A 24,574-nucleotide genomic window follows, 5' to 3' on the forward strand; every position below is an offset into this window, starting at 1 on the left:
GTTATGTTAAAAAAGTCCTTGTTCGTTTTATTAGCTATGATTTTGGTTTTTTCGACAGTAAGTCCTTATACTGCGCTCGCTCAAAAGGGAGGAACAAGTCAACCAACACAAAAATTAATTAAGGAAGCAGATGATGAAGTAATTTATCAATTAGCTATCGATGAAAAGACTTACGAATTTCATGAAAGAGTTAAGGAAGTAGGTAATAACAAAGAGAAAGTGAAAATAAAAAAGTATGAATTGGTGGGAGATAAAAAGAAACTAGTAGATACGGAGGTTCAATTTATTGAAGATGATGGAGAAGACATAAAAGTCACAGATGATAGTAAGAAAGAGATTACAAGTGTACCATCCAACCCAGAGGAGAATAGTGGTTTAGTAAGTGCTGCTTCGTATGTAACAAGTTCAGGAGGTTCTTATGTGGCCGATATTAGATGGAAACAGTACTCAGATGGTGATGCTGTGGCTATTATTCCTACGGATCACAAATTTACTAGGACCACTAATTATAAGTATAGAGACTTTAGGGCAGCAGCAAATAACGTGAGGTCGGCTGAATATGACATTATATCCCTGGGGATTACTGGTCTTCTCGACGCAGTAGTAGCTGCCGTAAGAGGTGGAGATTTGCTCTCATGGACAGTTGCTAAAAGGATAGCGGGTAAGTTTGCTAAGGCTATCCCTGGAGTTGGAACGATTTGGACAATAATTACTTATAGTCAAAAGGTAAATGCAGCACATAGAGAATTTAATCAGATTTAAAATTAAGTAGTTGGGGCTATACAGTAGTTCCGACTACTTTGCTATTATAAGGAAAAGGAGTTGATGAGTTGGGACACTTAGTTATTGGGGTAATATTAATAATTACGTATTTACTTATAGTGCTTATTCTCTCTAAAAACGTTAGTGGGAAACTTAGATTAAAAACTGACGATAATTTAATTAAGAAATTTCCAGTGTGGCTTTTGGTGTTTGCTCTCTCATTGGTCTTTTTAACTCTATCTAAAGTATTAAATACTACTGGTGGATTAGTTTTTGAATTTGCTACTTATTTGATGGGTGTAATTATTATATGCGGTATAATTCTTTACGTTTTAGTTCGCCCTCTAAATCGAAAAGTGTATCAATCAATTACAAGTCGATTATAAAGGTTAGCTGTCAAAAATAGTTAGTTATGTGTTTTAGCACTCTAAAAGGAGTGCTTTTTTATTGTGTTTTTTTATGGAATGTCTTATTATCTATTCTTAAAGTAATGGGGACTTTAAATGGATTGATTGTCTCTGATTAATAAAAAACGACATTAAATTTTTCCAGTGAAATGATGGTTGAAGATGATCATTTTCGTACCATTAACTATTTCTATATTATTGTTGGCTTTGAAAGTCGGAAATACAGAACAAGGAAAATAATAATATACAATTTACTTTTTTTCAGCAATGCAAGGTAATAGTAGTGACTTGTACTAAAGTGATATTATCTTGACTTCAAGTCTTACATAATCGGGAGCGATAGTTGCATAGTGGCTATCGCTTATTGTTCTAACGGATCAGGTTACTACCCTTCAAAACATTGATGTAGACCTATATGTATATAATAAAAGGAGTAAAACTCTAATCGTAGAAATTAATAACCAATGTTACTGTTTAATTTGGCCATTGTTTTTTAAAACTTGTTCTTTTGCAATTTGATACACTTCTTTTTCTGAATTGTTTTTGTTAGCTATTACATTGGTTTGATAAATTTTTCCCTTGATTGTTACTTTGATTATATACTCGTACATTTTGTTCTTCCTCCTTCCTTGATACTTATATTGTAAATGTGATTTTTTAAGTTTTGATAGATTTTACGTAAAGGTTTATTGAAAATTACCGTCCAAAGTGTGATCTTTTTATAAAAGAAGTTCGTTCATTGTATAAAATAAGAGTGTGTTTTTATGTTTTGTACATTCCACATTCCTTTTTAGGTATCTTAATTCGGGAAATGCCAAATTTTTGATCTGGCTTTAACTGTTGATTAAGTCGAAGGCAGAAATAGTAAGAATCGACTTCGGTTACCACGTAATAAGGGGAGCCTTTAAAACAAATCACTTTATTCAAAATCATCACCCTTTCTCCTAAATAACAATTCATTATATGCAAATCTCTTTCTGTTATAATCTCTACCTTCCCAGATCAAAAAAAGTAGGGTCTTGAATATATAACCTTTAATTTGATGGGTATAAAGTTATGAGGTAGTGAAGATAAGCCGAAAATTATCCTATATAGGTACATTAATCAATTTCATGGATTCACTAATCGTTTTGATCATACTAAACATTATTAATGGAAATCTATACCTTCTACAGAACATCTATTCAAATGTCATAAAATAACAAATTTGAGCGATTGTTCAATTTGGAAGACCGTTTTTTATTTACGAGTAAGTAGAGGTAAAATATAAGAAGTGAAAAGGTGGTATAAAAAATGATTAAAGTGAAATTCGGAATATAGCAGATGGAAAAATAATTCATTTTGCTATAGGGGATCATGTGAGGCAAGGTTTCGGACAGGAATTTGAGTGCTCGATGATTTACTTATTAAAGCAATAGAGAAATCTACGGTTTAATTCAGTTTAAGAAAAACCTTCTTTTTTCAGTAAAGCTTAACTGGCAGGCAGCCTCACAAGCCGATATAATGGTTGTAGAATAAAAAACAAAGGGTGATGATGGCTATGATGCCTTATATTGCAGCAAATCATGCAAAGTCTATTGGTTAGACGGGCGATGCTTTGCATGAGGTGATCATTCGCTTAGGATCGCTTTTACAACACTGACCACAGACTTTGTACCTTCCATTTATGTATGTAAGTAAAGAGAAGGGGCTGTCTGTATGAATTATGTAAAAGCTAACGAGGTCCTGCCGCAGGAGCTCATTGAAGAAATCCAGAGATATGTCCAGGGAAAGACTCTCTACATTCCAAAGCCGAAAGGTGCTTATGAAAAATGGGGAGCTCGTTCTGGGGCGAAAGCTTTTATGAAAGAGCGCAATCTTTCGATAAAATCAGACTTTAAAGCTGGGATCTCCATCGATGAACTTATGGAGAAGTACTATCTATCCGTAGAAACAATAAAGAAGATTGTTTATACGAAATAAAGTGGAAGACCTGCTGTCAGGGTCTTCTTTTTTATGTCATTTTTAATTCTAAAGGAAAGTCTGCATAGGAGCTCTAGGGAATTTTTCGTAAACTTAAATGTATCACAAAAATAAAGGTGGAGTTTGTATGGAACCGTTTTTGGCCCCTTATCAATATCATTTTCTAAAGTATCAAGGTCTTAAACTAGTGAATGCACGGATCAGCTCCACAGACACTAATGTCATCAAAGCGGTCCGGGGAATAGTTGAGGACAGCATTTTGCATCAATTTCAGCATTGTGCGAAGGAAGAGATGCAGCTGGTGGAACGGATGAATGCTGTTAAGGATGAGCGTGAGGTTGAGCAAATATTAGCAGAGATGCATCCATTCATAATTCCTTTTCAAGCGACAGAAAAGCAGATCAAAAAGCTTTTTCCTAAAGTAAAAAAGCTTAAAGTCCCTGATTTGGACGGTATGGATACAAAGCTGATCACATATCTTACGTGGTGGGACCCGGGTACCCATAAAAAGTTTATCGTCACAGTAAGGGAAGGAAAACTGTGGGGTGTGTATGGAACTTTTCAGAAAGCAGCACAGAAAGGGATTTGCTCGATTTGCGGGCGGTATGAAAAGACCGGGCTTTTCTTAGTGGAACGAAAGGGAAAAGAAATAGGTACGTACAAGAAAAAAGGAAATTATATTTGCAGTGATGGAGAGGCTTGTAATCAAAATCTGACTCGTCTTGATAAGCTGGATGAGTTTCTGTCTCATTTAAGTCGTTAAATGTTTGATTATTTAGAAGCAATTAAATTCGATCGAAAAATTGGTGAATTGCATTAAGTCAATCAAAAAAGCTGAAGGTATCTACATGTAAGAGTATACTCCTTTTGAAAGGGAAGATATTGTAATTAACGGTTATGATTAGACAATAAGATGAATGATGACTTACATTAAAAGAATTGATGATGGCTGGACCACTATTTGGGGAGAATGTTGCATTTGGAATAGTTGCAGGTTGTTTGTTTAGATGGGGTGGCGTCAGGAAAATGCGGATTTACAACGCTAAGTATCATTTTTCTTTTCCTTTTGGTGTTTTAGGTAAGTAAAGTACGGTTTTGGACACTAATTTCAAATACAGATTGTAGTGTTCCAACACCATAATTTATCTGCTATATCTTGAAATCGATCTTCTAGTATAGGGCAGCATTAGTTGAAGACTTGAATTCGAGATAAGGCTAGTTTTGAAACTAAATTGGGTTAGTATCGTATGTGAAATAAGAGCACTGATTTTTGGTGGAATTAGAGAGTGGGAAGTACTGGTGAAAATACTTAGAATGATTTTGGCGACTGTTGTAGTAGCTTCTATGTAGTTATGGTTTGATCACTGGAAAAACTGGATTAATAATACCTTATGTTTTGCTATTACTGGGTGGATTACTTCTTGTTATGGGGATTACTGAATTTCAAAAACGAAAACCAATCGCTTTCACAGCTTTACTTGCAGCTGGATTTAGTTTTTTTGTTGGTATTTATACTTTATAAAGCAAGTGAAAAATGTTTATAATTTATGTTCTGTAATATTGGAGGGTGTCATCTTGAGGACTTATTCAATTCTGTTTATTGTTGTTTTTTTAATGCATACCATAACCCTGGTAAATGTAACGATATTTAATGGGGAGTGGAACGGGTTTGTGTTGCTCTTTTCTAATATCTTATTTCTGATTGCTGTTTTCTATTTTGGAGTAGAATATCGAGCAAATAGAAAAACTGAAGCTTAGATGTCTCGAACACAAGCCTTTCGTTAACGGGAGCGATTGTTCATTATGAGCAATTTCGCATTTTTGGCTAATGGGGAGAATAGTTGAATACTCAGTTTCGAAATAATAAACTAATTTTGCTTGGTGTCGTATAGCCCATGGCATAGCTAATTTAGCTTAACTTAACTAACTAGCAGGAGTGGGAAGACTTGAATTCGAGATGATAAATAAGCAACTTGCTAAGACTCAAGTTGCTTATTTAATAATAATCCTTATTAAGTTACATTTCTCTTATCAATAAACTATAACTATTTTTCTGATATAGATGTTCTGTTATTGGTTTGTCTTATCAATTCAATAAGTATTAAGAGAAAAACAATGGCCATTATTGTACCATCAAAGTAACTATGGTTTAAAAAATTTAAGACTGATACATAAACAGATAAAATCATGGAAACAATTAGTAATAATTTTCGCAAATTCTCACCCCTTATCTTTAATCCAAAGATGTGTCTTTTTTTATATTATCGCGTATACAATCCCTTGGGCAATATAACCACAGCTAGTAGCAACCCAGTCCCAAACGTATGGCTTTAAAGAATTAGCAACGTTAGTTTTAACTTCATCTAAAGGCCCCATTAAAATATATGTATTCCAAATACCTACCCATTTTGCCTCACTAACATCACTTTTAAGGGCTTTAGGGAAAGCTTTGTATATTTTTTTGGGTAGTTTTGATTTGACATAACTTTTACCAAAATGTTTGGTAAGCTTTAGAAGTAGAGTACCTCCTGCCATTGTTGTAAATTCGCCATTATCTACTCTTGGGGCTTCCAAATTAATTTCATGGGCTGTTTCCTGAATTATTTTATCCATTTCTTCTTTACTTAATTTTTCTTCACTTTGTAGTTCGGCATCTTGATTTACAGTTGCACTAACTGAAGGCGCTGATGCAGAGAATAAAATTACAGCGGCACAAAAAATAGAAATTATTATTCTCCAATTACCGTTAATTATTTTCTTCATTATTATTCCTCCCTATAATATATTTACAAAAAACATAATAGAAATACCATGAACCGTGTCCAACCTTACTATATTTCATAGAATTTTTCATCGAATTTATGTAAAATAAGGAAAAATATACTATTTTTGTTTTTATAATTTTTACCACGGTATCTTATATACTATTTTTAGTAAAAGGTGAAGATTACTAAATAATCATAGAGCCCCACTTCTATAAATATGTTGGTAATAGAACCTTGAAACTGAGTCTTAAACAAACGGGGATCGATTGCTCAATATCAATAATTGTAGAAGGAGGTGAAGGTTGAGAAATAAACAAGTTATGTTCTGAAGTAAAATAGCTGTGATTCTAGTATTGGTATGGCTCTTCTTAAAGTAATACATAAACAATTTAGAATTTTATAAGCGAAGGAAAATATCTCGAAATCAAGTCTTATAAAAACGGGGGCTATCCTTGAATAAAAGGGGTAGTGCTCTTTGCTTTTAGAGGACCAGATTGTGGAATATGGAAGGAATTATTAGAGAGTAAATCGAAACTTAAGTTAATGGTACAAGATCATAAGGTGCTAAAATTGAGGTGTTATCAATGATATTAGTGAGTTCTTGTTTAGCAGGGTTAGAGGTAAGATATGACGGCAGACATAGTTTAGATCATAAGATCAGTAAACTAATAGAAGAGAATAAGGCAATACCTGTATGCCCGGAATTACTTGGTGGATTTTCAACCCCCAGAGAACCTGCTGAAATAATAGGGGGTAGCGGGGGAGATGTATTGGATGGGAAAGCTAAAGTAGTCGAGAAGTCAGGTAGAGACGTTACGGAATTATGCATAAAAGGAGCTTACACTACTTTAAACAAAGCTAAAGATATTAATGCAACAGTAGTTGTTCTTAAGGAGAATAGTCCATCCTGTGGAAGTTCAATGATTTATAATGGTGAATTTATAGGAGAGAAAATTGCAGGAAATGGAGTTACAACTGCTTTGCTCAAAAGAAACGGTTTACGAGTAATTTCAGAAGAACGGTTTGCCGATAATTTTGATGAGATAATATAGTTTATCTTCAATTAAAGGGGAGCGATAGTTCAATAAGAGCAATTAAGTCCACGATTCTGGATTCGAGATAATTAATTGTTATAACATCAAGAGGACTGGTAATTTATTTCTCCATTCAAAGTAGCCAGACAGGATGAATTTTTCACCTTTAAGAAGCATTCATAAATGCTCTCGGCACAGCTGTAAGCTGGTTCCTTCCTGGATTATAATGTTACCAGCTCTAGGACTTTTAGGAGGTAATAAGTCATGAATAATAAACCTATTTCTTTTCGAGCATTTGAAACGAAAGATATTCGCGAACTCCACCGTTGGTTTAATGATCCAGTGTCCTTACAAACGGTTGGGAGAACGCCACTAACATACGAAGAAACGGTAACGCACGTTGAACAAAAAAGGCAAAATGGTGATCTTTTATTATCGATTGAGGATAAAGATTGTGAACTAGTTGGATGGATCTTCCTTCAAAATATCGAATATGGCCATGGTAGAGCTAGCTTAGGAATCCTACTTGCCCCTGAGTCTAGAGGTCAAGGAGTAGGTAAATATGCGATAGAAGAAATTCTTAATATTGGGTTTAACCAACTTCGCTTAAACAAGATCTATTTAACAACGAGAGGAAAAAATGAACAAGCTTATGGTTTATACAAAAAAATTGGTTTTGTAAAAGAAGGGGAACTAAGGAACCACACTTATATCGATGGGAAATATTACGACACCTATTTTATGGGCCTATTAGCATCGGAGTGGAATAAGTAACATTTTCCAGTAGGGGCTAGACTTCAATATAATATTTAAGAGGGAGAGTGGCTTATGGCTCGATGTGCAAGCTGTAATTTCAAGTGGTCAATATGTGATATTTAGTCATTAGGGTTTTCGAAGAGCGGAAAATCCTACCCTACTGTGGTAATTCTTAATACATTTCAGGGCAGACACAAAAGATTTTCACTCTAGGATATTGGAATATGTCTTTGATTGTATTATTGCCGTTCTTCATTACATTGAGTAATGTTCAAGAGGACTTATATAACTAAAAAATACACTGAGATGAAGGAGAATCCTGTTAATAACTTGGAATCGAGTCTTTCCGTAAAGGGGAGCTACTGTTTAATATATTTAATTCTGCTTACGGTAGTAAAGGAAGGTGTTTAAAGTGGAAGACGACTTTTATTTAATTAATGCATTTACAAAAGATCCGTTTAAGGGAAACCCCGCGGCAATTGTTTTATTGAATGAAGAAAAGTCAGATGAATGGCTGAAATCCTACGCGCAAGAGATTAATCAACCAATAACTACCTTCGTAAAAAAGGATCAAGAAGGTTACAACCTGAGATGGTTTACACCCATAAGTGAAATTGCTTTATGTGGACATGGAACCTTGGGAGCAGCAAACGTATTATTTGAAGAATGTGTAAATAGTTCTATTATTCAATTCAATACGGAAGCAGGTACACTTTACGCAGAGCAAGTAGAAAACAAAATTAAACTAACGTTTAAGATTAAATATGCAGAATCAGTAGAGGCTGCTGATCATTTTAAATATGTAATAAATCATCAAATTAAAAAACTAGCCTGGGCAGAAGATCGTTATATTATTGAATTGGGATCAGATACGGAGGTTAAAAGTGCTATTCCTGATTTAGAAAAAATTAAAGAATTAGATGGTACAGGTTTGGTAATAACAAGTCGAAGCTCCGAGCCATATGATTTTGTCTCAAGATATTTTGCTCCTAAGATTGGCATAAGTGAAGACTATGTCACTGGGTCTGCACATTGCGCATTAGCCTCCTACTGGAAGGATATTCTACAAAAAGATAGGTTCTTAGCATTTCAGAATTCTTCCCGTGGTGGAGAAATTGAAATGAACGTCACAGGAGACCATGTAGAGTTAATTGGTGACTGTGTAACTTTAATTAAAGGGCATTTTCACAAAAGAGTTAATACATAATCGGGGGCAATTCTGTATTACGAATTGATAATAAATAGAATAATCGTTAATCGAATATTTAAGCGATGTGTAGAATTAATTTGGAGGTCCTATATGCTAAAAGAGGCGACAATATCAGAAGTAAAAGAAGTTGCTCACCTTGCCTTACTGCTTTGGCCAGATCACACTTTGGAGGAATTTATACAAGAAATAACGCATCTTATTGCTCAGCCTGAGGCAACGGTTATTTTAGCTTATCATAGCAGTGAAGCAATTGGGTTTGCACAATGCCAACTGCGCTACGATTATGTTGAAGGGACCAGTTCAAGTCCGGTAGGATATTTAGAAGGACTTTACGTAAAAGAAGCCTTTCGTAAACAAGGCTTTGCTAAAAAATTAGTTAGTGCTTGTGAGAATTGGGCTAAGAAAAAAGGTTGTGATGAGTTTGCTAGTGATTGTGAATTAGAAAATGAAGAAAGCGTAGCAATGCATCTTAAATTGGGATTTAGTGAAGCAAATCGAATTATTTGTTTTAAAAAGCTGTTATAAGACGGATGTAAATTGAGGTTTCTTCAATCAACCAGCTAATTATTGTTTATTCAAGAAACGTGAGCGATTATTTAATAAGAGGTGTCGCCAATCCTTGTTGACACTTTGTCGATAAGGTCGTGAACCTTGGATTAACTCTTTTGGAATGAGCTGTGACTTCCAATTGATCAATTGTTACATAAGGAAAACGTTCGTCTGTTTCTTTTTGACGGTGATGAATTCATTCTGATATTATCAGTTGGTAACGAAGACCACGTTGAGGAAATCGCAAGAAGACTTAATAATAAAATCTATAAATATAATTCTAAAGTTTCTCTATCATTCGAAATCACCCAAATAGTTGCATCAGACTTTCCTAAAAAGTTAAATATCGACCATTATATTTAAGATACGAGAATGTACAAGTATAAAATCCAGTATAAGGAGAAACGGCGTTATTAAACGGAACTGATTATTCAATTATGGGGCTGATGGACCGGCCTCAGTAGTTAAAGCAGCGAAATCTATATACATTTTGTCCAAAGTCAAAAAGTGAATGCTCTAGAAATAATACATAATAATACTGAAGAAACTACCAGCAATATATAAGTCTTTTGTCTTTTGCTGGTAGTTTCTTTTTAGTATTATTATTTACTTTTAACTAATACAGTCGCATGGGCGGGAACTTTTAGAAATGATTGGACTTTCTTTGTACCTTTTTCACTTGTAAAAACCAATTTATCCTTTTTATCCACGGATAGTTCAGCAGGATCATTTGAGATATTGTGGTAAACCTTCACAGTTTCGTCTTGATAGGTACGTGTATAAGCAATAACTTGAGATGTATCCGTTTCTAATGGTTGGAGATCTCCTTTTTCTAATGCTACGTAATTCTTGCGTTCGCGAATCAGTTCGCGGTAATGATTCAATAAAGAGTCTTTGTCTTTATCCTGTGCTTCAACAGATCTACCGTCATTACCCGTATTATAGACAGGCTCTTCCCAACTCGTTTGCCCTTCACCATCTCCTTCATACCAACGGAAGGGTTCACGAATAAGTTCATCTGGTTTTTCCCCAGTCATTCCTATTTCTTCACCGTAGTAGATAAAAGGATTGCCTGGAAGGGTTAATAAAATAGAAGCAGCGGTTTTCGCTTGATCAACATCGCCGCTTAGCTCACTCATTACACGATTTTGGTCATGATTTGTTAAGAAAGTAGCATCAATCTTATTTGGATTATACTCCTTGTACAATTCATCTGTAGAATTGACAGCTTGAACAACCCCTTGATCTTCGCCGTTCTTTACAGAGTTTACAATCGTGTCAGCTAAATCAAAGTTAAATAAAGAATCTAAAGATTGATAGTATGGAGCAACTACTTCTGGCTCGTCCCATACTTCACCAACTAAATAAGCATTTGGGTCAGCTTCTTTCATTGCATCTCTAAATTCATTCCACCACTCGATATTTTTCTCTGCACCTTCTTCCGTTTCACCCTCAAAAATGTGCAAAGCGGCATCTAACCGGAAACCATCTGCCCCTTGATCTAGCCAAAATCTACCGATATCTTTAATTTCTTCTTTAACTTCTGGGGAATCAAAATTTAAATCAGGCATTCCGTGCCAAAATGTACCGTAGTAATATCCTTCTCCATTTGGGTTTTTATGCCAAACTTGTTGTCCCCACGGACCTTTTTCATCGAGATCTGTATCTTCATCTGCCCAAACATAATAATCACGATATTTACTGTCTGGATCAGCACTAGCACTTTCAAACCAAGGATGTTCAGTGCTTGTATGATTAATCACTAAGTCCATAATCACTTTCGTATCCTGTTCATTAGCTTCTTCTGTTAGTTTTTGGAAATCTTCAAGAGTACCATAATCAGGATCTATACTATAGTAATCGGTCACATCATATTTATGGTAGCTAGGTGAGGGATTGATAGGCATTAACCACATACCATCAACTTGTAGGTCTTTCTTGTTATTAGGGTTACCATCATTTAAATAATCCAACTTCTCTGTAATCCCGTTTAAATCACCATGTCCATCTTCGTTTGAATCATAAAAAGAATTGACATAGATTTCATAAAAGACACCATCAAGACTATCTTCGGATACTTTAGGTTTTGGATCGGCTTGGACAACAGACGACAGACAGGCAGCTAGCATAAAGGACGCAGCTGTAGCTGACCATTTCTTTCTGTCCATTTCTCCAACTCCTTATTAAAATAATGTGCAACCGTTTGCGCAAACTAATTACACCGTTAGTATATTATTTTTTGTAAACGATATCAACAATTAGTTTGAATTTTTAGATATATCGGTTGATAATACCCAGTTGAATCTCAGCTCGTAAGACTTTTAACTTATAATATAATCAAAAAACCTGATAACAGTGTAGTGTTAACAGGTTTATTGTTTTTCATTTATATTGACAAGTTCAATAAATTGCCTGCTCCCCACTGTACTAAAGCATTAAATAAGGAGTCAGCGTTTGTATCTAAATTGAAAGGGCGATTTATATTAATTCGTTCATTCAAAATAACTTGAAAGCAATTCTTTCTTTATCGGGGGCAAATCTGCAACAAAAGGGTTTGCTCCTTTTATTTAGGGCCAGATTTGTGAAGACACTTTTTGAGATCAATCTATTGAGTGGTTGTGAAAGAACCATTCCCTTATATACTCCTCCAACCGGGGGGAGAAGAAACCGACATCAGGAGCTGCGATTTATCCGATAGCTGTTTTGTTGAAATTAGTGGAAATTAAAATGATATAGTTCATAATTAGATTTGAGTTGTATGAAACATGAAGGGGAGGATCTTTGAATGGCACAGCTTGAATTACAATTGTATAACTATAATGAATGGGCAAACAAACAAATTTTTAACCGACTAAAAGAGCTTCCAAAAGATGTTTATCGTCAAGAAGTTCAAAGTGTATTCTCATCGATATCTAATGTATTAGCTCATGTTTATCTATCTGATCTTGGATGGATAGAGGTTTTTTCTGGTAAAAGTATGAACTATGCATTGGAGTTGGCTTCTCAACAAAGAGAAACAGAGGCAAAAGGAATTGATGAAATGGAAGAAATGTTTTTTAAGTTATCAGAAAAATACAAGTTGTTCCTAAGTCAAAAGGGGAATTTAGATAAACCTATTGAAATTGAGAATCCATTAGGTGGATTAATGAAAACGAATGTGTCCGAGTTAGTGACTCATGTTGTCAATCATGGAACATATCACCGTGGGAATATTACAGCTATGTTAAGACAAATGGGTTATGTTTCTGTAGGGACAGATTATGGACTTTATTTATTTTTAAGACAAAGGGAGAATAAATAAGGATACCGTATCAAAAATTCCAAATAATGGTTTAAACCCAACTAGAGTAGCCCATTTATTCAGTAATAGGGGAGCGATAGCAAAACAGTTGCTGTCGCTTATTTTGCTAATGGAGCAGGTTAGATAAAGATGGCTTTGTTCATGGAGGTTTAAGTTAATGATTATAAAAAGAATTTCTTGCAAAGTGAAAGAAGGTTACAAAGAAACATTTTATGAATATCAAAAGCAATGGAACCCCCTAAGTAAAGTGAAAGGCTTTTTAGGGCAAATTGGTGGTTGGAGTATAACACAACCATTAACGGCTTGTGTTTACTCATTTTGGGAGAATCAAACAGATTATAATATATTTATGGAAAAGGAACATGACTCAATTTTTATTGATTCTGGCCAAGAAACCACCTGTGACTCAATAGATGTGAGTGTTTTCCATCAGAAGCTAAGGGTTCCAGGGGTGGAAGAAAACATTGGAAATATTGTTAGAATTGCTAAATATATACGAGTTGCCATGTCAAAAGTTAAAGAAGATAAGCTCATTCACTTTGTAAATATGCAAGAAGAAGTTTGGAACACAGGAATGCAGAAATCTGAAGGGATACTTGGGGGGACATGCGCATTATCTCAAAAGCAAAGCAATGAATTCCTTGTACTAACTGGATGGGAGAGTAAAAGCTATCATCAACGCTATATGGTAGAACACTTTCCTGGATTATTAAAAACAGCCAAACCTAAGAATGAGGTATTAGAACTAACAGGAGAACAATTCAAAGTTGAAGAAGCGTGGCGTGTCTGTCCAAAAGCCTATTAGACTATAGGATGCATTTTTATAATCTACTCCAATATATCTTGAAATCAAGTGTTCTTGTATAGGGGAGCTATTCTTCAATAAAGACGATAGCTTTTTTACACAGAGAAGGATAGTTGAAGAAGGGATTTGATATTTACGAGGGGGCTTAAAATGATCTTTGAGGAAATTGATATAAAGAAACATCGAGATACAGTAGTTGAATTTCGGAAAGATTCATTTTATGTAAGTTTTGGAAATACTATGGGTTTCGGTGAAGAAGAGGAATATTTAAGCTGGTTAGATGAAAAAATCAAAGATTTTCCTGAAGGTTTTGTTTTAGCCAAAGAAGATGGTAAATATATCGGACAGCTTGAATTAACTATTCGTGAATACGAAGGCAATAAAATTGGGTATGTAAACTTGTATTATTTAACACCCGAAATGCGTGGACAGGGTAAAGGGAAAGCTTTACACCAATATGCAAAGCAATTCTTTAAAAACAATGAAGTTAGTGAGTATCATCTAAGAGTCTCTCCATCAAATAACAACGCGATCAAGTTTTATCGTTCATTCGGAATGGATGAAGTCGGTACAGAAGTTGATGGAAAAGTAATTAGGATGAAAGGTTATTTATAAGATTTCATATAGTTCTAAGGGATGCGTTAGTTTAGGATAAACTTCAAGATATCTCGAATTCAAGTGTTAAACAAACGGGGAGCATTTCTTTTACAAGATTTGTGCTCTTTTCTTACTAAATGGTTTGAACAAAAATGTAAGGATTGTGCGGAACGAAGTCTATTTGAAAGGTGAAAATTATTTTTACAAATATTTCATCCTCTAATGTGCAACAATAAGGTTGCTCGTAAGTAATAATATGTGCTACACTTTGGTTGCACTTATAAAAAGGAGGAGTAGTAATGGATAATGATCAAATTAATAGAGAAATTTTTATTAACGCTCCTATCCAAACAGTATGGGAGTTAATTAGCCAACCAGCATGGTGGGTGGGTGATGCACCTGGTCCAGACAAGGTTCAGGTAGATGGATCACGTGTGACGGCGGATACGAAGTACGGACAATTCCCAGTGTTGATTAAACAATCAGAACCGCCAAACTACCTTGCATGTAGGTGGGCAAGCTCATTTCCTGGAGAGGAGCCAAAAGGAGAAAACTCTACGGTAGTTGAGTTCAAGTTGACTTCAAAGGACGGGGGAACTTTACTCAGAGTAGTTGAGAGTGGCTTTTCACATCTTGCAGTATCCGAACAAGAGCAAAGAAAGTTCTTTAAAGGGAATGTCCATGGCTGGGAGATGCAAATGGAAGTACTGCGGAAGCGTGCTGAGAAATAAATTGGCAACTACAGATATTAGTAATTTCGAAAATGTCTTGATCGCCTTAGCAGACCCCACACGTCGAGAGTTACTTGACGTAATCGCTTTAAGAGGACAAGTTACAGCAACAACATTAGCAACTATGGTAACTGTATCTCGTCAGGCAGTTGTTAAACATCTAACAATCTTAAAAGATGCTAGGCTTGTATCCAGTAATCGTGTTGGGCGGGAAGTAAGATATAAGGTGTGTCCACAGCAACTGTCTTCAACAGCAGAATGGATGGCAAATCTAGCTGCGGATTGGGATAGAAAGTTAGAATGGATTAAGAGCATAGCAGAAGATAATAAATGAAAGTTAAATACCTTATGAAAGACAAAGTTTGATCAAGCTGTGCACTAATTCCAAAAGGATTTCCTTGAATGGGGAAACTCTTTTCTTTACAATAATTTACATCGCCTTTTATTCAAGACAAGATGGGTGAAGTAATAAAAGCCTAATTTCTCGATGACATATTGAAAAAATTAGGCTTTTTAGGATTTCTTAGCGTAGGATTTTTTCGAAATGTCGGTGAGATCCTATATAGAATTAGAAATATAATAAAAAAGATTATCTTGAATTCGAGTCTTAATGCAACGTGGGCGTTTGTGAATACTTTCTATTTAACAGAAAAACTGAGTTTAGAGAATAAACTCAGTTTTTCTTAACAGTTCTATTGTTTTATGCTTTCACTAAAGCTTCCTGACCATAGAATGACGCTTTATAGAGGTTCTTCATTTGCTCCACTGTGGTTTCACGTGGATTGGTACTGGTGCATGGATCTTCCATTGCATTTTTCGCCATGGTGTCGAGGTGTTCGTTGAAAGCTTCTTCAGATACGCCAAACTCCTGAAGGGTGGTGGCCAGTCCAAGGTCATTATTTAATTGATAGATATACTCCACAAGGGCATCCGTCAATTCAGCGTCGGTTTCTCCTTTAAGCCCAAGGCGATTGGCAATTGCCGCAAAACGATCTTCAACTACAGCACGGTTAAACTGAATCACATATGGTAAATAAATCGCATTGGCATAGCCGTGAGGGATGTTGAAAGTAGGGCCGCTTTTATGAGCCAGACTGTGAACATTTCCTAGCACTGCATTCGCAAAAGCCATTCCAGCCATAGCTTGAATACTATGCATCTTCTTGGCTGCTTCTTGATCGCCTTGATAAGAAGCAAGTAAGTTATCTTTAATCACTTCTGCACTGCCAAGAGCAAGGATATCCGTGTACATGGTTCGTGGCTTGGCAACATAAGATTCGATTGTGTGTGTAAACGCATCCATGCCGGTATAAGCAGCGATGTGTTTTGGCAGGCTTTCGATCATGACAGGATCAATAATTGCTATATCAGGCGTTAGCTCAAAATCAGCCAATGGGTACTTAATATTCGTCTTTTCATCGGCTACCACGGAAAGGTTGGAAACTTCAGAAGCACTTCCGCTTGTAGTAGGAATGCCGGCAAATTTTGCTTTTTTACGAAGACGTGGAAGTTTAAAAGGCTTGGTAGCGTCCTCAAATGACAGATCCGGGTGCTCATAAAAGAGCCAGATCGCTTTCGCAGCATCCATTGCGGAGCCGCCTCCGATGCCAATAATCCAATCAGGCTGGAACGATTCCAACTCTTTAGCTCCTTGTTTGACCATTTCATCCGTAGGCTCCGTGTTGTATCCTTCCAAAACTTCTGTTTCAATATTGGCAGCGGCCAAATGTTCCTGAATTCGTGTAAGGTTTCCGTTTCTTTTAACAGAACCTCCCCCAATGACAAGCGCGGCCTTTTTTCCTTCAAATGACCGTAACACTTCCAGGGCATTATCTTCAAAATAAATATCACGTGGGATCGTAAATCGACTCATAGTAATAAAAGCCTCCTTATTTGTATAAGAATTTGTTACGGTTTCCATTGTATAGCTTTTAGGACTATAATGTTAGTACGCACTTTAAAAGCACATAGTACCCTAAATGATACTATTGAAATAATTTACGATTGGAGGAAAACAAAATGACTAGAGAATCAGTGCAAGAATTCAATTGTGAAAAGGAACTTACATTGGCTTTAATAGGTGGCAAGTGGAAAATGATTATCCTTTGGCATTTAGGAAAAGAAGGGACAAAGCGATTTGGTGAATTAAAACGGAAATTGCCTAAGATTACGCAGAAAATGCTAACAAAACAGCTTCGAGAATTGGAAGAAGACGAACTCATTCACCGTGAAGTCTACCCAGTCGTACCTCCAAAAGTCGAGTATTCTCTTACCGAACATGGAGAATCACTAATCCCTATTTTAGAGTCCATGTACCAGTGGGGACGCACATATATAGATACAGTTGGAAAAGAAAAAGACGATGTCCAGTATTCGATTTTGTAGATCCGTTGGCCACTGTGGTTACTAGTATGGCTTGAATCTAATAGGCATCGTCCAAATGACAAAAATCTTATATAAATATCTCTCGGGGATTAATCAAATCCATAAAATGAAATTATCTGGATTTCGAGTCTTAAATAATCGAGGAGCAAATCTGGAACAAAAGGGTTTGCTCCTTTTACTTATTTTCATGGGCAGAATAGAAGGCTCAGTCTTGAGATAAATTAAGCTTTATTTGTAAAAAGGTTGAGTAAACAGGGTCGTTTTGAAATAATTGGAACTAATGAGAAATGCTAGGGGTAAAAGAAATGTATAATACCCTAATTAATAGGAAAGGAAGGTCCAATTGGATTCCTCGAAATTCAGTATTTGTCGGTTGATTGTATACTTTCTACTCGTATCATTATTGCTGTTTGTAGCGGGTAATGTTGGGCAATATTTGATAGAAACTCAAGATATGGATCGACAAATAGGCATGCTTTTACAAGGAGTGATCTTTACTGGGTTAACGCTTTTTGTACTTTTTATACTTAAAAGAAAAAACCCAGAAGTGATTAAAAATATTGGTCTAAAGGGTTTTAATTCACCATCCAGGTTGATCGTCGGAATTGCGTTACCCTTTGTTTTAGTCACGTTAGGCATTTTAACAGCTTATTTATTTGGAGGCATTGAAAATGTCCGCTTCAACTTGACAACAAGTGTTATAACTGCCATTTTAATCAATGGAGTGACAGCATTTATGTATGAGGCATTTCCAGAAGAAATTTTCATCCGCGGACTAATATTTGAAGAGTTGCAAAAGAGATTTCGCTTCATCATCTCATTAATTTTGCAACCGTTAATCTTCACAAGTGTCCCGGTTACGGTAATTGGATTAGAGTCAATATTCTTAAGTGAGCCATTTGCAATAACTATAGATTATATTATACTGCTTTTTATCTTTGGAATTGCCCTGCAACTATATAGGAAGTATACAGGAACAATCTGGATGAGTATTATTTTTCATATTTTTTACCTTGAAGTGGCTAGATATATTTCCATGGGTGGCACATATGATCCAGATGTCGCTCTTTTGGTCTTTGAGGAGACGTTTGGAGGATTCATGACTCTATACTTGTCATTTCTGTGTATAGTGGTATTAAGTGTGGTGGTGTTGTCGCTTCTATTACTAATTAATAAAAGAAAAAATAAGTTGAAATAGCTAAAATAAACGGCTATTTCCAGTCAAAAATTATAAAACATTTAGTTTGTGGAAGAATTGTTTTTAATTAATAGGGAGCAAATCTGCAACAAAAGGGTTTGCTTCTTTTTCTTATTTTATGGGCACCTATACTGGAATAAGATGAAAGCAAATAGGGAGCAAAAACACTCCCTATTAATTAGATAGGCAAATGCAAAACATGTTGAGGACCTTTAGGGCCATCATAAGTTTTGTTTTCATCTACAAACCCTGTCTTTAAGTACAGATTTATTGCCACAGTATTTCTTTTGTTAACCCCAAGAACTACTTCATCGACATCGGGGAAAGTTTCTCTTACAAAAGAAGGTAGTAATCTTAATCCCTCTTTAGCGATCCCCTTGCAAAACTCTGGCTTTTGGATTGTTACTATATCTCTTAACTTTCTCGCCGTCTTCCAATGCGAAATACCCTGCTGGTTCATTATTAGCCAGGATTAATACGTGAGAAGAAGTGTTCGGCACATTCGAATTATGAATTTTTTCTAATGGGAGACTTGTAAAGTTCAGTTGCTCTTCGGGTAAGTAGTAGTCGGATAATAGATCCTTGTATGTATCCTTATACTCAACTAACGTTATTGATGGATTTATAGTATTGTACTCCAAAAGCAAACCTCCAGTTTTTGTAATTAAAATTTATTATAAGACACTGAGAAAATTTAGACAAAGGAATAGTGTTAAACAAGAGACTTGTTTTAATGTCACATAACTCAATTTGGAGTTTTCCGCAAACAGGGAGCTTTTATGGAATAGGGAACTGTTTTGTAGAGAATTTTTATTTAGCAGTTACTGTTCTCGCCCCGATCTAGATCTTAAGAATGAGGAATTAAGTTGTAAAATTATTGGTTTTTTTCATAAAATTGGTACTAGTTTCACTAGTGAAACTATTTGTTCTTCTTTACTATAAACATAACAGGGTACAACAAATTCAAGAAAAAAGTAAAGGAGGAAAATTTTTATTTTACAAAAGAGAGTTTTTGTGTTTCTTACAATGACCACCACTTTATTAATTGGGCTGATGTTATTCCCGATGGCATTTTTGGCAGCTGATGAAACAAAAAAACAAGACTCCATCGAAGATCTTGAAACTATGACCTATAAAGAAAAAGAAAATTTTTTTGATAAGGAAACAAAAAGAATTAATAATTCGTATGAAGTTAATGAAGTTTTCTCTGAAAAAGATGAGAAGATAATAAAGGCTGCTGCCAGATTTGAAGAAAACAAAATGAAGCCTCAATTTGTCGATCAGGAATGGCGATTTTTTGGTTCAAGAATAAATGACTCTATTGGAATTTCGGGACAAGTGTCAGGGAACGTATATATTGATGTAGGTTGGTGGAACCACACTCTTTCAGTCAATGGAACTGTGGACGGTACAAATGGAGTAGATCAATCTCGTGTTCGTGTCCATTTTGTAAGTTATGGTCTTATTGGAAGTAGTGGGGTGGGTAAAACAAACGATTTTTGGTTGAATTCTGGCTGGGTAAAAAACCACTATGCTACCCTGAATACGTCTCACGACTTTTCTGGTAATATCGTTTATACCACTACAGATGTTTATGGGGAGCTACAAAATAACAGAGGTACACTGGTGATTCCAGGAAGAGTCAGATAGAATCGGAAAAATTTAGACGTTGTTGTCAAGTAACATGAACCGTTTTGCCCCTTTGGATATGCCTTGTCCGAAGGGGTTTCTTAGGGTGAAATTTATACGAGGTTATACTACAATCGGGTGTTTTAACGTAATAAAGATTTCTCTTTCAAAGAGATGGAAGTCCTTGGTTTAATTGGATTCAATAAGAGGGGTGGCCAAATGATAAAGCAAAGAACATTGCCCATTTATGCAGGACTTATTTGGATGCTTTTATTTGCGGCGATGAGCTTTTATTGGGCGACTGGAGGAAGGGTTGGGGTCAAGTCTGTAGGCGGAGAGATTTCCCGAAAAGTCCTTAGTGGAGATCAGGATATTATTGCAATTGTCTGGTTGACGGGCTTTGTCAAATTGGGAGGAGCCATTATCCTATTATTAATGTTAAAAAAATGGCGTCATGTGAAAATGAATAAAATATTATCGTCTCTTACAATAGTGGCGGGAGTATTTATGCTTTTATACGGGCTTGTTAATTTTATTACGATTTCGTTAGCTGGACTGCATGTGTTGGATTTTGATTTAAGTCCTTTTGCTCTCAAGTGGAGGCTTATTTTCTGGGAACCGTTTTGGATGGCCGGCGGTGTTCTATATCTCATGGCAGGCATCAATGGTCGCCAGATCAAATTAAAGCGAGATTAGCTCTAACAATTCTTAGGCTTGAAAAACTGTATGAGTAAAAATCTATCAATTGGGGTGAATTTATATCTTTCCGGTTTATATCAAACGGGCGCAATTCAAGAATAAGGAATTGGGTCTATTGTTCCGTAATCAGGGGCATTTATTAAGTTATAAAATTTAGCTCAAAAAAACGAGATAATAAGCATATTACCTTGGTATCGAGATTTCAATTAAAGGGAGCAAATCTGGAACAAAAGGGTTGCTCCTTTAACTTATTTTTATGGGTAGTTATCTGGAGTAAGAGGTTTCTATGTTTAATCCACAAAAGGGCCATTATCTTGAATAACTTAACACCTGACTCTTTCTTAAAAATACTATCCTTCGATTTTGAAGCCGGCAGTTTGTATTGGTCCTTGGGTGATGAGTTTGGAGAGCTGGTTGGCCATCTCTTCAGGTGTAGGCTTCTCCTCTTGGTTTAACCACCATTGGATGACAGCTACGAAGGCAGCACTGATAAAATGGAGAAGGAGATCTTTCGGGATTTGGAATTGGGTTGAATCCTTCACCACTTCTTTTATGTGCCTGTCGAACTTCTCACGAATCACTTCTTCTAAATTGTTCCTGAAACCATTGATTCCATTTTTACCGAACATGACTTGATAGAACATCTGATGTTTTTGTACACATTGGTAAACATTGGTGACACTGCCTTTTAACCTCTGAATAATCACTTCTTGATCTGCCTGGTGGAAAGGCGGATTGATGACGCTGATCAATTCCTGGATGACGTCAGCACTCATTTTTTCCAGAAGATCATACTTGTCATCATAGTGAAGATAGAAAGTTGCGCGGTTGATTAACGCTTCATCTGCGATCTCTTGAATGGTCATTGCCTCAAAGCCCTTCTCTTCGATAAACTTCAAGAACGCGTCGTTAATGAGTTTCCTCGTTCTTTTTACTCGTAGGTCTGTTTTCTTAGCCATTTTTTCATCCCTCTTTTATCAAATAAGCAACACATTTAAATCAGGTGTCGTTTATCATACATATCGTAAAACATTGGTTATTGTAAGTTTCTTGTATTCTTCTATAATGGCATTGTAAACAACATAGTGTTAATTAATCAAAAAGTTGTCTATTAAGGCGGATGTATAGGATGGATCTCTTCCTGAATTGGATTGGATATGCAACAGCGCCGATTTTTGTTCTTCTTCTCGATGCCGGGCTTGACCCTGCCGTCTGAAATGTAAGCTGGGATGACAAAATACAAGGAGGATTTCTATATGACATATTCAGACAAAACCATTTTAGTGTTGGGTGCCACGGGAAAACAGGGGGGTGCAGTTGCCAGGAAGTTGTTAGCTGATGGATGGTCCGTGCGCGCGGTTTCGCGGCGCCCGGATCAACCGGCTGCACAACAACTGCAAAAAAAGGGCGCCACAATCGTTCAAGCGAACATGGATAATCAGCAATCTCTCTTGGAAGCTATGCGAGGGGTTTACGGTGTTTATAGTGTTCAACCTTTGTATTCAAAGGATACCGAAAAAGAGATCCAACAAGGGAAAACAGTAGCGGATGCTGCCAAACAGGTCGGCGTCTCACATTTTGTATATGGCTCGGCCGGGGGCGCTGAAAGAGATAGTGGAGTTCCCCATTTTGAAACAAAGTGGGAAATTGAGAAATATATACGTGCTATTGGTTTACCTTTTACGATTCTCCGTCCAGCTGGTTTCATGGAAAACTTTATAGGATTTAGTCAAGCTCATGAACAAAAATTGATGATACAGGGATTTATAGATGTGAATACGAAATTACAAGTCATCTCTGTGCAAGATATTGGGGCGTTTGCTGCAATTGCCTTTAACAACCCGGAAAAATACAAGGGAATGGCCATTGAAATTGCCGGGGACGAAGTGACGCTTTCAGAAGTGGCGAAAGTGTTTAGTCAAGTATTTGATAAGCCATGTGAAGTTTTGGAGTCTGCCAGGGTTCAATTTCAGAAAAATAAAATGTTTAAATGGTTAGAAACTGATGGGTATCAAGCTGACATCCCTTCACTACGTAAAGTTCATCCGGATTTGCTTGATTTATCAACCTGGGTTAAAAATTCGGGATGGGATCCATTTGTTTAAGAAGAAAAAGGTGCTAATCGATAGTTGTGTGCTCTTATTAAGCAACAGAAAAGGTAAGGGTATCTTATGAACAGACAAGAAATGCATCAGATAACAAAGAAAAAAAGGAATTGAGTGCGGCAGAACAGTATCCGGTTAGTGTTGCCATTACAAATGCTTTCGTAAGAGAGGATTGTTCACAGGGCAAGAAATTCTAATAATGTAATTGTGGGATCAGGATGGTCAGTCACAAAACCGCCTCGACTGGACATGGGTTGTTAACCATTCAACCGTTTTGAAAACGGTGCGAAGGTTGGAAGAACTTCTATCCCCCTTGGGATAATGTCCGTTTTTGCAGGTAACAATTGAAGCCGGAAAAGTACTATACAAAATTGAGAGGGGCAAATCTGAAACAAAAGGATTTGCTTCTTTTATTTATTTTTATGGGTAGGTTAGTTGAAAAGCTTGTCATTTTATTTTTTTAATCTTTAAAATATATTTGAAGTAAAAGATTGTTACTTTACTAAGAACGAGGTATGTAAATGAAAAAGAAACCAAAGTTAATTATTTTTATCATCCTGTTTTCTACTAGCTTAGTTTTGAATCTCTATTTAGGAATAGATCGTTATATTAAAAGTACCTATACCCCTAATTTAGAGGACCAACAAATTTTAGGAGAAATGACAAAAATGGTTTTAGAAAATGAGCAATATCAAGAAATTGCCTCAAGAGAGACGGTTTATGCGATTAAACAAGGCGTTAGTCGATTCAATGTGGCTGACCCATCTTCTGTTTTTCATTATGAAATTTATGTTCAAACCGAGAAAGAATCTTACATATTTAGCTGTACTGATGAGGGTTGTTCAGATGTATCAAATGAAGGCTGGACGTATTCAAGATATAGTGAAGAAGAGCCTATACTTCCTATGGATAATAAAAACTAAATATATACTAATATCAAATTTATTCAACAACCGGGGAGCGATTATGTAATTAAGAAGCAACTCTCGTAATCAAACCAAAACACAGACCAAAGAAAAGCATTGGTCTGTGTTTTCGCGTTAAGTCTCAGCTTTAGAAGTAATATAAGTCTTAACTTTCGGTGGGGCATAGGAATAAAATTGGTCTAATAAACGAGCTGGGTTCGGGTCTGATAAAGCTATAGACAAGTATTTTTCATTTAGGAATTGCTCTTTTGTCATGTGTTTTAAAAAAGCTAAAAGAGGATCAAAATAACAATTAACATTCAGAAGGCCGCATGGTTTTTGGTGAAGGCCTAATTGTGCCCAAGTAAAAATTTCAAAGTACTCTTCTAACGTTCCTGGGCCACCTGGTAAAGCAATAAATCCATCAGCTAGATCTGACATTTGGGTTTTTCTTTCATGCATAGATTCAACAACAATCAGTTCAGTTAGGTGCTTATGTGCGATTTCCCTCTTTTCTAGAAAATCGGGCATAACACCAATCACGTGTCCGCCTTCCTCTAAAATCGTATCTGCAAGAGCTCCCATCATTCCTACACTTGCCCCTCCATAGACGAGAGTAATATCTCTTTTAACCATTTCTTTCCCGAGCTTTTTTGCCCCCTCTATGTAAGCTTCAGATGCTCCAGGGCTTGAACCGCAGAATACAGCTATTTTTTTCATTTTATCCCTCCTAAATTCACCATGAGTATTATACAAAACTTAGAATCCTTTGTT

27 protein-coding genes are annotated in these 24,574 nt (G+C 36.1%); 20 read left to right on the plus strand and 7 right to left on the minus strand.

Annotated elements, in window-relative coordinates; all coding sequences use genetic code 11:
- The first annotated feature begins 3 nt into the window (after positions 1 to 3).
- Together C1A12_RS03935 and C1A12_RS03940 are read left to right on the plus strand one after the other, a co-directional pair.
- Positions 4 to 762 (plus strand): hypothetical protein, encoded by a 759-nt coding sequence (locus C1A12_RS03935; RefSeq protein ID WP_101842531.1) that lies wholly within the window; start codon positions 4 to 6, stop codon positions 760 to 762.
- A 68-nt stretch (positions 763 to 830) separates the two neighbouring features.
- Complete coding sequence (locus C1A12_RS03940; protein WP_101842532.1) at positions 831 to 1,148, plus strand: hypothetical protein; 318 nt, start codon at positions 831 to 833, stop codon at positions 1,146 to 1,148.
- A gap of 488 nt (positions 1,149 to 1,636) precedes the next feature.
- Here the strand turns inward: C1A12_RS03940 and C1A12_RS20910 are convergent, their stop codons facing one another.
- Positions 1,637 to 1,780: a BA3454 family stress response protein gene (locus C1A12_RS20910; protein WP_145997030.1), complete on the minus strand. Its 144-nt coding sequence runs from the start codon at positions 1,778 to 1,780 to the stop codon at positions 1,637 to 1,639.
- A 1,087-nt stretch (positions 1,781 to 2,867) separates the two neighbouring features.
- On the opposite strand from C1A12_RS20910, the gene C1A12_RS03945 reads away from it, so the two are divergent.
- The 3 genes from C1A12_RS03945 (at position 2,868) to C1A12_RS21310 (ending at position 4,653) form a co-directional block, all read left to right on the plus strand.
- On the plus strand, positions 2,868 to 3,131 hold the full coding sequence (locus C1A12_RS03945) for a CD3324 family protein (protein WP_101842533.1): 264 nt from the start codon (positions 2,868 to 2,870) through the stop codon (positions 3,129 to 3,131).
- 127 nt (positions 3,132 to 3,258) lie between these two features.
- Entirely contained in the window at positions 3,259 to 3,894 is a 636-nt protein-coding gene (locus tag C1A12_RS03950) for a FusB/FusC family EF-G-binding protein (RefSeq protein WP_159462132.1), read from the plus strand.
- Between the two features lie 663 nt (positions 3,895 to 4,557).
- Positions 4,558 to 4,653, plus strand: a complete 96-nt coding sequence (locus C1A12_RS21310; RefSeq protein ID WP_235001562.1) for a DUF3953 domain-containing protein — start codon at positions 4,558 to 4,560, stop codon at positions 4,651 to 4,653.
- Between the two features lie 734 nt (positions 4,654 to 5,387).
- On the opposite strand, the gene C1A12_RS03965 is transcribed toward C1A12_RS21310, so the two are convergent.
- Positions 5,388 to 5,894: a hypothetical protein gene (locus C1A12_RS03965; RefSeq protein WP_101842536.1), complete on the minus strand. Its 507-nt coding sequence runs from the start codon at positions 5,892 to 5,894 to the stop codon at positions 5,388 to 5,390.
- A gap of 586 nt (positions 5,895 to 6,480) precedes the next feature.
- Here C1A12_RS03965 and C1A12_RS03970 point away from each other — a divergent pair.
- The 4 genes from C1A12_RS03970 (at position 6,481) to aac(6') (ending at position 9,421) form a co-directional block, all read left to right on the plus strand.
- Positions 6,481 to 6,948 carry a DUF523 domain-containing protein gene (locus C1A12_RS03970; protein WP_101842537.1) on the plus strand — a complete coding sequence of 156 codons (468 nt, stop codon included), beginning with the start codon at positions 6,481 to 6,483 and terminating at the stop codon, positions 6,946 to 6,948.
- Between the two features lie 246 nt (positions 6,949 to 7,194).
- On the plus strand, positions 7,195 to 7,704 hold the full coding sequence (locus C1A12_RS03975) for a GNAT family N-acetyltransferase (protein ID WP_101842538.1): 510 nt from the start codon (positions 7,195 to 7,197) through the stop codon (positions 7,702 to 7,704).
- 394 nt (positions 7,705 to 8,098) lie between these two features.
- Entirely contained in the window at positions 8,099 to 8,893 is a 795-nt protein-coding gene (locus C1A12_RS03980; RefSeq protein WP_159462133.1) for a PhzF family phenazine biosynthesis protein, read from the plus strand.
- A gap of 93 nt (positions 8,894 to 8,986) precedes the next feature.
- Complete coding sequence (gene aac(6'), locus C1A12_RS03985) at positions 8,987 to 9,421, plus strand: aminoglycoside 6'-N-acetyltransferase (protein ID WP_101842540.1); 435 nt, start codon at positions 8,987 to 8,989, stop codon at positions 9,419 to 9,421.
- Between the two features lie 626 nt (positions 9,422 to 10,047).
- Here aac(6') and C1A12_RS03990 read toward each other — a convergent pair.
- A complete protein-coding gene (locus C1A12_RS03990; RefSeq protein ID WP_101842541.1) occupies positions 10,048 to 11,613 on the minus strand; it encodes an alpha-amylase family glycosyl hydrolase in 1,566 nt (521 codons plus the stop codon).
- Between the two features lie 617 nt (positions 11,614 to 12,230).
- On the opposite strand from C1A12_RS03990, the gene C1A12_RS03995 reads away from it, so the two are divergent.
- From C1A12_RS03995 to C1A12_RS04015, 5 genes are all read left to right on the plus strand, one after another.
- A complete protein-coding gene (locus C1A12_RS03995) occupies positions 12,231 to 12,746 on the plus strand; it encodes a DinB family protein (RefSeq protein ID WP_101842542.1) in 516 nt (171 codons plus the stop codon).
- A 157-nt stretch (positions 12,747 to 12,903) separates the two neighbouring features.
- Positions 12,904 to 13,551 carry a YdbC family protein gene (locus C1A12_RS04000; protein WP_101842543.1) on the plus strand — a complete coding sequence of 216 codons (648 nt, stop codon included), beginning with the start codon at positions 12,904 to 12,906 and terminating at the stop codon, positions 13,549 to 13,551.
- Between the two features lie 150 nt (positions 13,552 to 13,701).
- The gene (locus C1A12_RS04005) at positions 13,702 to 14,166 is read left to right on the plus strand and encodes a GNAT family N-acetyltransferase (RefSeq protein ID WP_101842544.1); all 465 of its coding nucleotides are present in this window, start codon (positions 13,702 to 13,704) and stop codon (positions 14,164 to 14,166) included.
- A gap of 281 nt (positions 14,167 to 14,447) precedes the next feature.
- Entirely contained in the window at positions 14,448 to 14,879 is a 432-nt protein-coding gene (locus tag C1A12_RS04010) for an SRPBCC domain-containing protein (RefSeq protein WP_101842545.1), read from the plus strand.
- A gap of 1 nt (position 14,880) precedes the next feature.
- Complete coding sequence (locus C1A12_RS04015; RefSeq protein ID WP_200816545.1) at positions 14,881 to 15,213, plus strand: helix-turn-helix transcriptional regulator; 333 nt, start codon at positions 14,881 to 14,883, stop codon at positions 15,211 to 15,213.
- A gap of 366 nt (positions 15,214 to 15,579) precedes the next feature.
- Here the strand turns inward: C1A12_RS04015 and C1A12_RS04020 are convergent, their stop codons facing one another.
- Positions 15,580 to 16,752, minus strand: a complete 1,173-nt coding sequence (locus C1A12_RS04020) for an iron-containing alcohol dehydrogenase (protein WP_101842547.1) — start codon at positions 16,750 to 16,752, stop codon at positions 15,580 to 15,582.
- 146 nt (positions 16,753 to 16,898) lie between these two features.
- On the opposite strand from C1A12_RS04020, the gene C1A12_RS04025 reads away from it, so the two are divergent.
- Together C1A12_RS04025 and C1A12_RS04030 are read left to right on the plus strand one after the other, a co-directional pair.
- Positions 16,899 to 17,264 (plus strand): helix-turn-helix domain-containing protein, encoded by a 366-nt coding sequence (locus C1A12_RS04025; RefSeq protein ID WP_101842548.1) that lies wholly within the window; start codon positions 16,899 to 16,901, stop codon positions 17,262 to 17,264.
- 343 nt (positions 17,265 to 17,607) lie between these two features.
- Entirely contained in the window at positions 17,608 to 18,462 is an 855-nt protein-coding gene (locus C1A12_RS04030; protein ID WP_101842549.1) for a CPBP family intramembrane glutamic endopeptidase, read from the plus strand.
- A 365-nt stretch (positions 18,463 to 18,827) separates the two neighbouring features.
- Here C1A12_RS04030 and C1A12_RS04035 read toward each other — a convergent pair whose 3' ends face one another.
- Entirely contained in the window at positions 18,828 to 19,103 is a 276-nt protein-coding gene (locus C1A12_RS04035) for a hypothetical protein (RefSeq protein ID WP_101842550.1), read from the minus strand.
- A 373-nt stretch (positions 19,104 to 19,476) separates the two neighbouring features.
- On the opposite strand from C1A12_RS04035, the gene C1A12_RS04040 reads away from it, so the two are divergent.
- Entirely contained in the window at positions 19,477 to 20,112 is a 636-nt protein-coding gene (locus tag C1A12_RS04040) for a hypothetical protein (protein ID WP_101842551.1), read from the plus strand.
- A gap of 198 nt (positions 20,113 to 20,310) precedes the next feature.
- Positions 20,311 to 20,787: a DUF3995 domain-containing protein gene (locus C1A12_RS04045; protein ID WP_101842552.1), complete on the plus strand. Its 477-nt coding sequence runs from the start codon at positions 20,311 to 20,313 to the stop codon at positions 20,785 to 20,787.
- Between the two features lie 353 nt (positions 20,788 to 21,140).
- On the opposite strand, the gene C1A12_RS04050 is transcribed toward C1A12_RS04045, so the two are convergent.
- Entirely contained in the window at positions 21,141 to 21,749 is a 609-nt protein-coding gene (locus tag C1A12_RS04050) for a TetR/AcrR family transcriptional regulator (RefSeq protein WP_101842553.1), read from the minus strand.
- 297 nt (positions 21,750 to 22,046) lie between these two features.
- Here C1A12_RS04050 and C1A12_RS04055 point away from each other — a divergent pair, with 297 nt between their 5' ends.
- Both C1A12_RS04055 and C1A12_RS04060 read left to right on the plus strand, forming a co-directional pair.
- Entirely contained in the window at positions 22,047 to 22,895 is an 849-nt protein-coding gene (locus tag C1A12_RS04055; protein ID WP_101842554.1) for an NmrA/HSCARG family protein, read from the plus strand.
- Positions 22,896 to 23,416: 521 nt separating this feature from the next.
- Complete coding sequence (locus C1A12_RS04060) at positions 23,417 to 23,818, plus strand: hypothetical protein (RefSeq protein WP_101842555.1); 402 nt, start codon at positions 23,417 to 23,419, stop codon at positions 23,816 to 23,818.
- Between the two features lie 117 nt (positions 23,819 to 23,935).
- On the opposite strand, the gene C1A12_RS04065 is transcribed toward C1A12_RS04060, so the two are convergent.
- The gene (locus C1A12_RS04065) at positions 23,936 to 24,520 is read right to left on the minus strand and encodes a TIGR00730 family Rossman fold protein (protein WP_101842556.1); all 585 of its coding nucleotides are present in this window, start codon (positions 24,518 to 24,520) and stop codon (positions 23,936 to 23,938) included.
- Positions 24,521 to 24,574 lie beyond the last annotated feature (54 nt).

This window comes from Halobacillus sp. Marseille-P3879 (genome assembly GCF_900240285.1).
Lineage (GTDB): Bacteria > Bacillota > Bacilli > Bacillales > Halobacillaceae > Halobacillus_A.

Bases quoted from the DNA above. Each gene is read 5' to 3' on its own strand.
- C1A12_RS20910 (WP_145997030.1), bottom strand. From the start codon at position 1,780: ATGTACGAGTATATAATCAAAGTAACAATCAAGGGAAAAATTTATCAA.
- C1A12_RS04005 (WP_101842544.1), top strand. From the start codon at position 13,702: ATGATCTTTGAGGAAATTGATATAAAGAAACATCGAGATACAGTAGTT.
- C1A12_RS03995 (WP_101842542.1), top strand. From the start codon at position 12,231: ATGGCACAGCTTGAATTACAATTGTATAACTATAATGAATGGGCAAAC.
- C1A12_RS04065 (WP_101842556.1), bottom strand. From the start codon at position 24,520: ATGAAAAAAATAGCTGTATTCTGCGGTTCAAGCCCTGGAGCATCTGAA.
- C1A12_RS04010 (WP_101842545.1), top strand. From the start codon at position 14,448: ATGGATAATGATCAAATTAATAGAGAAATTTTTATTAACGCTCCTATC.
- C1A12_RS03970 (WP_101842537.1), top strand. From the start codon at position 6,481: ATGATATTAGTGAGTTCTTGTTTAGCAGGGTTAGAGGTAAGATATGAC.
- C1A12_RS03945 (WP_101842533.1), top strand. From the start codon at position 2,868: ATGAATTATGTAAAAGCTAACGAGGTCCTGCCGCAGGAGCTCATTGAA.
- C1A12_RS04045 (WP_101842552.1), top strand. From the start codon at position 20,311: ATGATAAAGCAAAGAACATTGCCCATTTATGCAGGACTTATTTGGATG.
- C1A12_RS03950 (WP_159462132.1), top strand. From the start codon at position 3,259: ATGGAACCGTTTTTGGCCCCTTATCAATATCATTTTCTAAAGTATCAA.
- C1A12_RS04020 (WP_101842547.1), bottom strand. From the start codon at position 16,752: ATGAGTCGATTTACGATCCCACGTGATATTTATTTTGAAGATAATGCC.
- C1A12_RS04025 (WP_101842548.1), top strand. From the start codon at position 16,899: ATGACTAGAGAATCAGTGCAAGAATTCAATTGTGAAAAGGAACTTACA.
- C1A12_RS04000 (WP_101842543.1), top strand. From the start codon at position 12,904: ATGATTATAAAAAGAATTTCTTGCAAAGTGAAAGAAGGTTACAAAGAA.
- C1A12_RS04055 (WP_101842554.1), top strand. From the start codon at position 22,047: ATGACATATTCAGACAAAACCATTTTAGTGTTGGGTGCCACGGGAAAA.
- C1A12_RS03990 (WP_101842541.1), bottom strand. From the start codon at position 11,613: ATGGACAGAAAGAAATGGTCAGCTACAGCTGCGTCCTTTATGCTAGCT.
- C1A12_RS03935 (WP_101842531.1), top strand. From the start codon at position 4: ATGTTAAAAAAGTCCTTGTTCGTTTTATTAGCTATGATTTTGGTTTTT.
- C1A12_RS21310 (WP_235001562.1), top strand. From the start codon at position 4,558: ATGGGGATTACTGAATTTCAAAAACGAAAACCAATCGCTTTCACAGCT.
- C1A12_RS03975 (WP_101842538.1), top strand. From the start codon at position 7,195: ATGAATAATAAACCTATTTCTTTTCGAGCATTTGAAACGAAAGATATT.
- C1A12_RS04060 (WP_101842555.1), top strand. From the start codon at position 23,417: ATGAAAAAGAAACCAAAGTTAATTATTTTTATCATCCTGTTTTCTACT.
- C1A12_RS03965 (WP_101842536.1), bottom strand. From the start codon at position 5,894: ATGAAGAAAATAATTAACGGTAATTGGAGAATAATAATTTCTATTTTT.
- C1A12_RS04050 (WP_101842553.1), bottom strand. From the start codon at position 21,749: ATGGCTAAGAAAACAGACCTACGAGTAAAAAGAACGAGGAAACTCATT.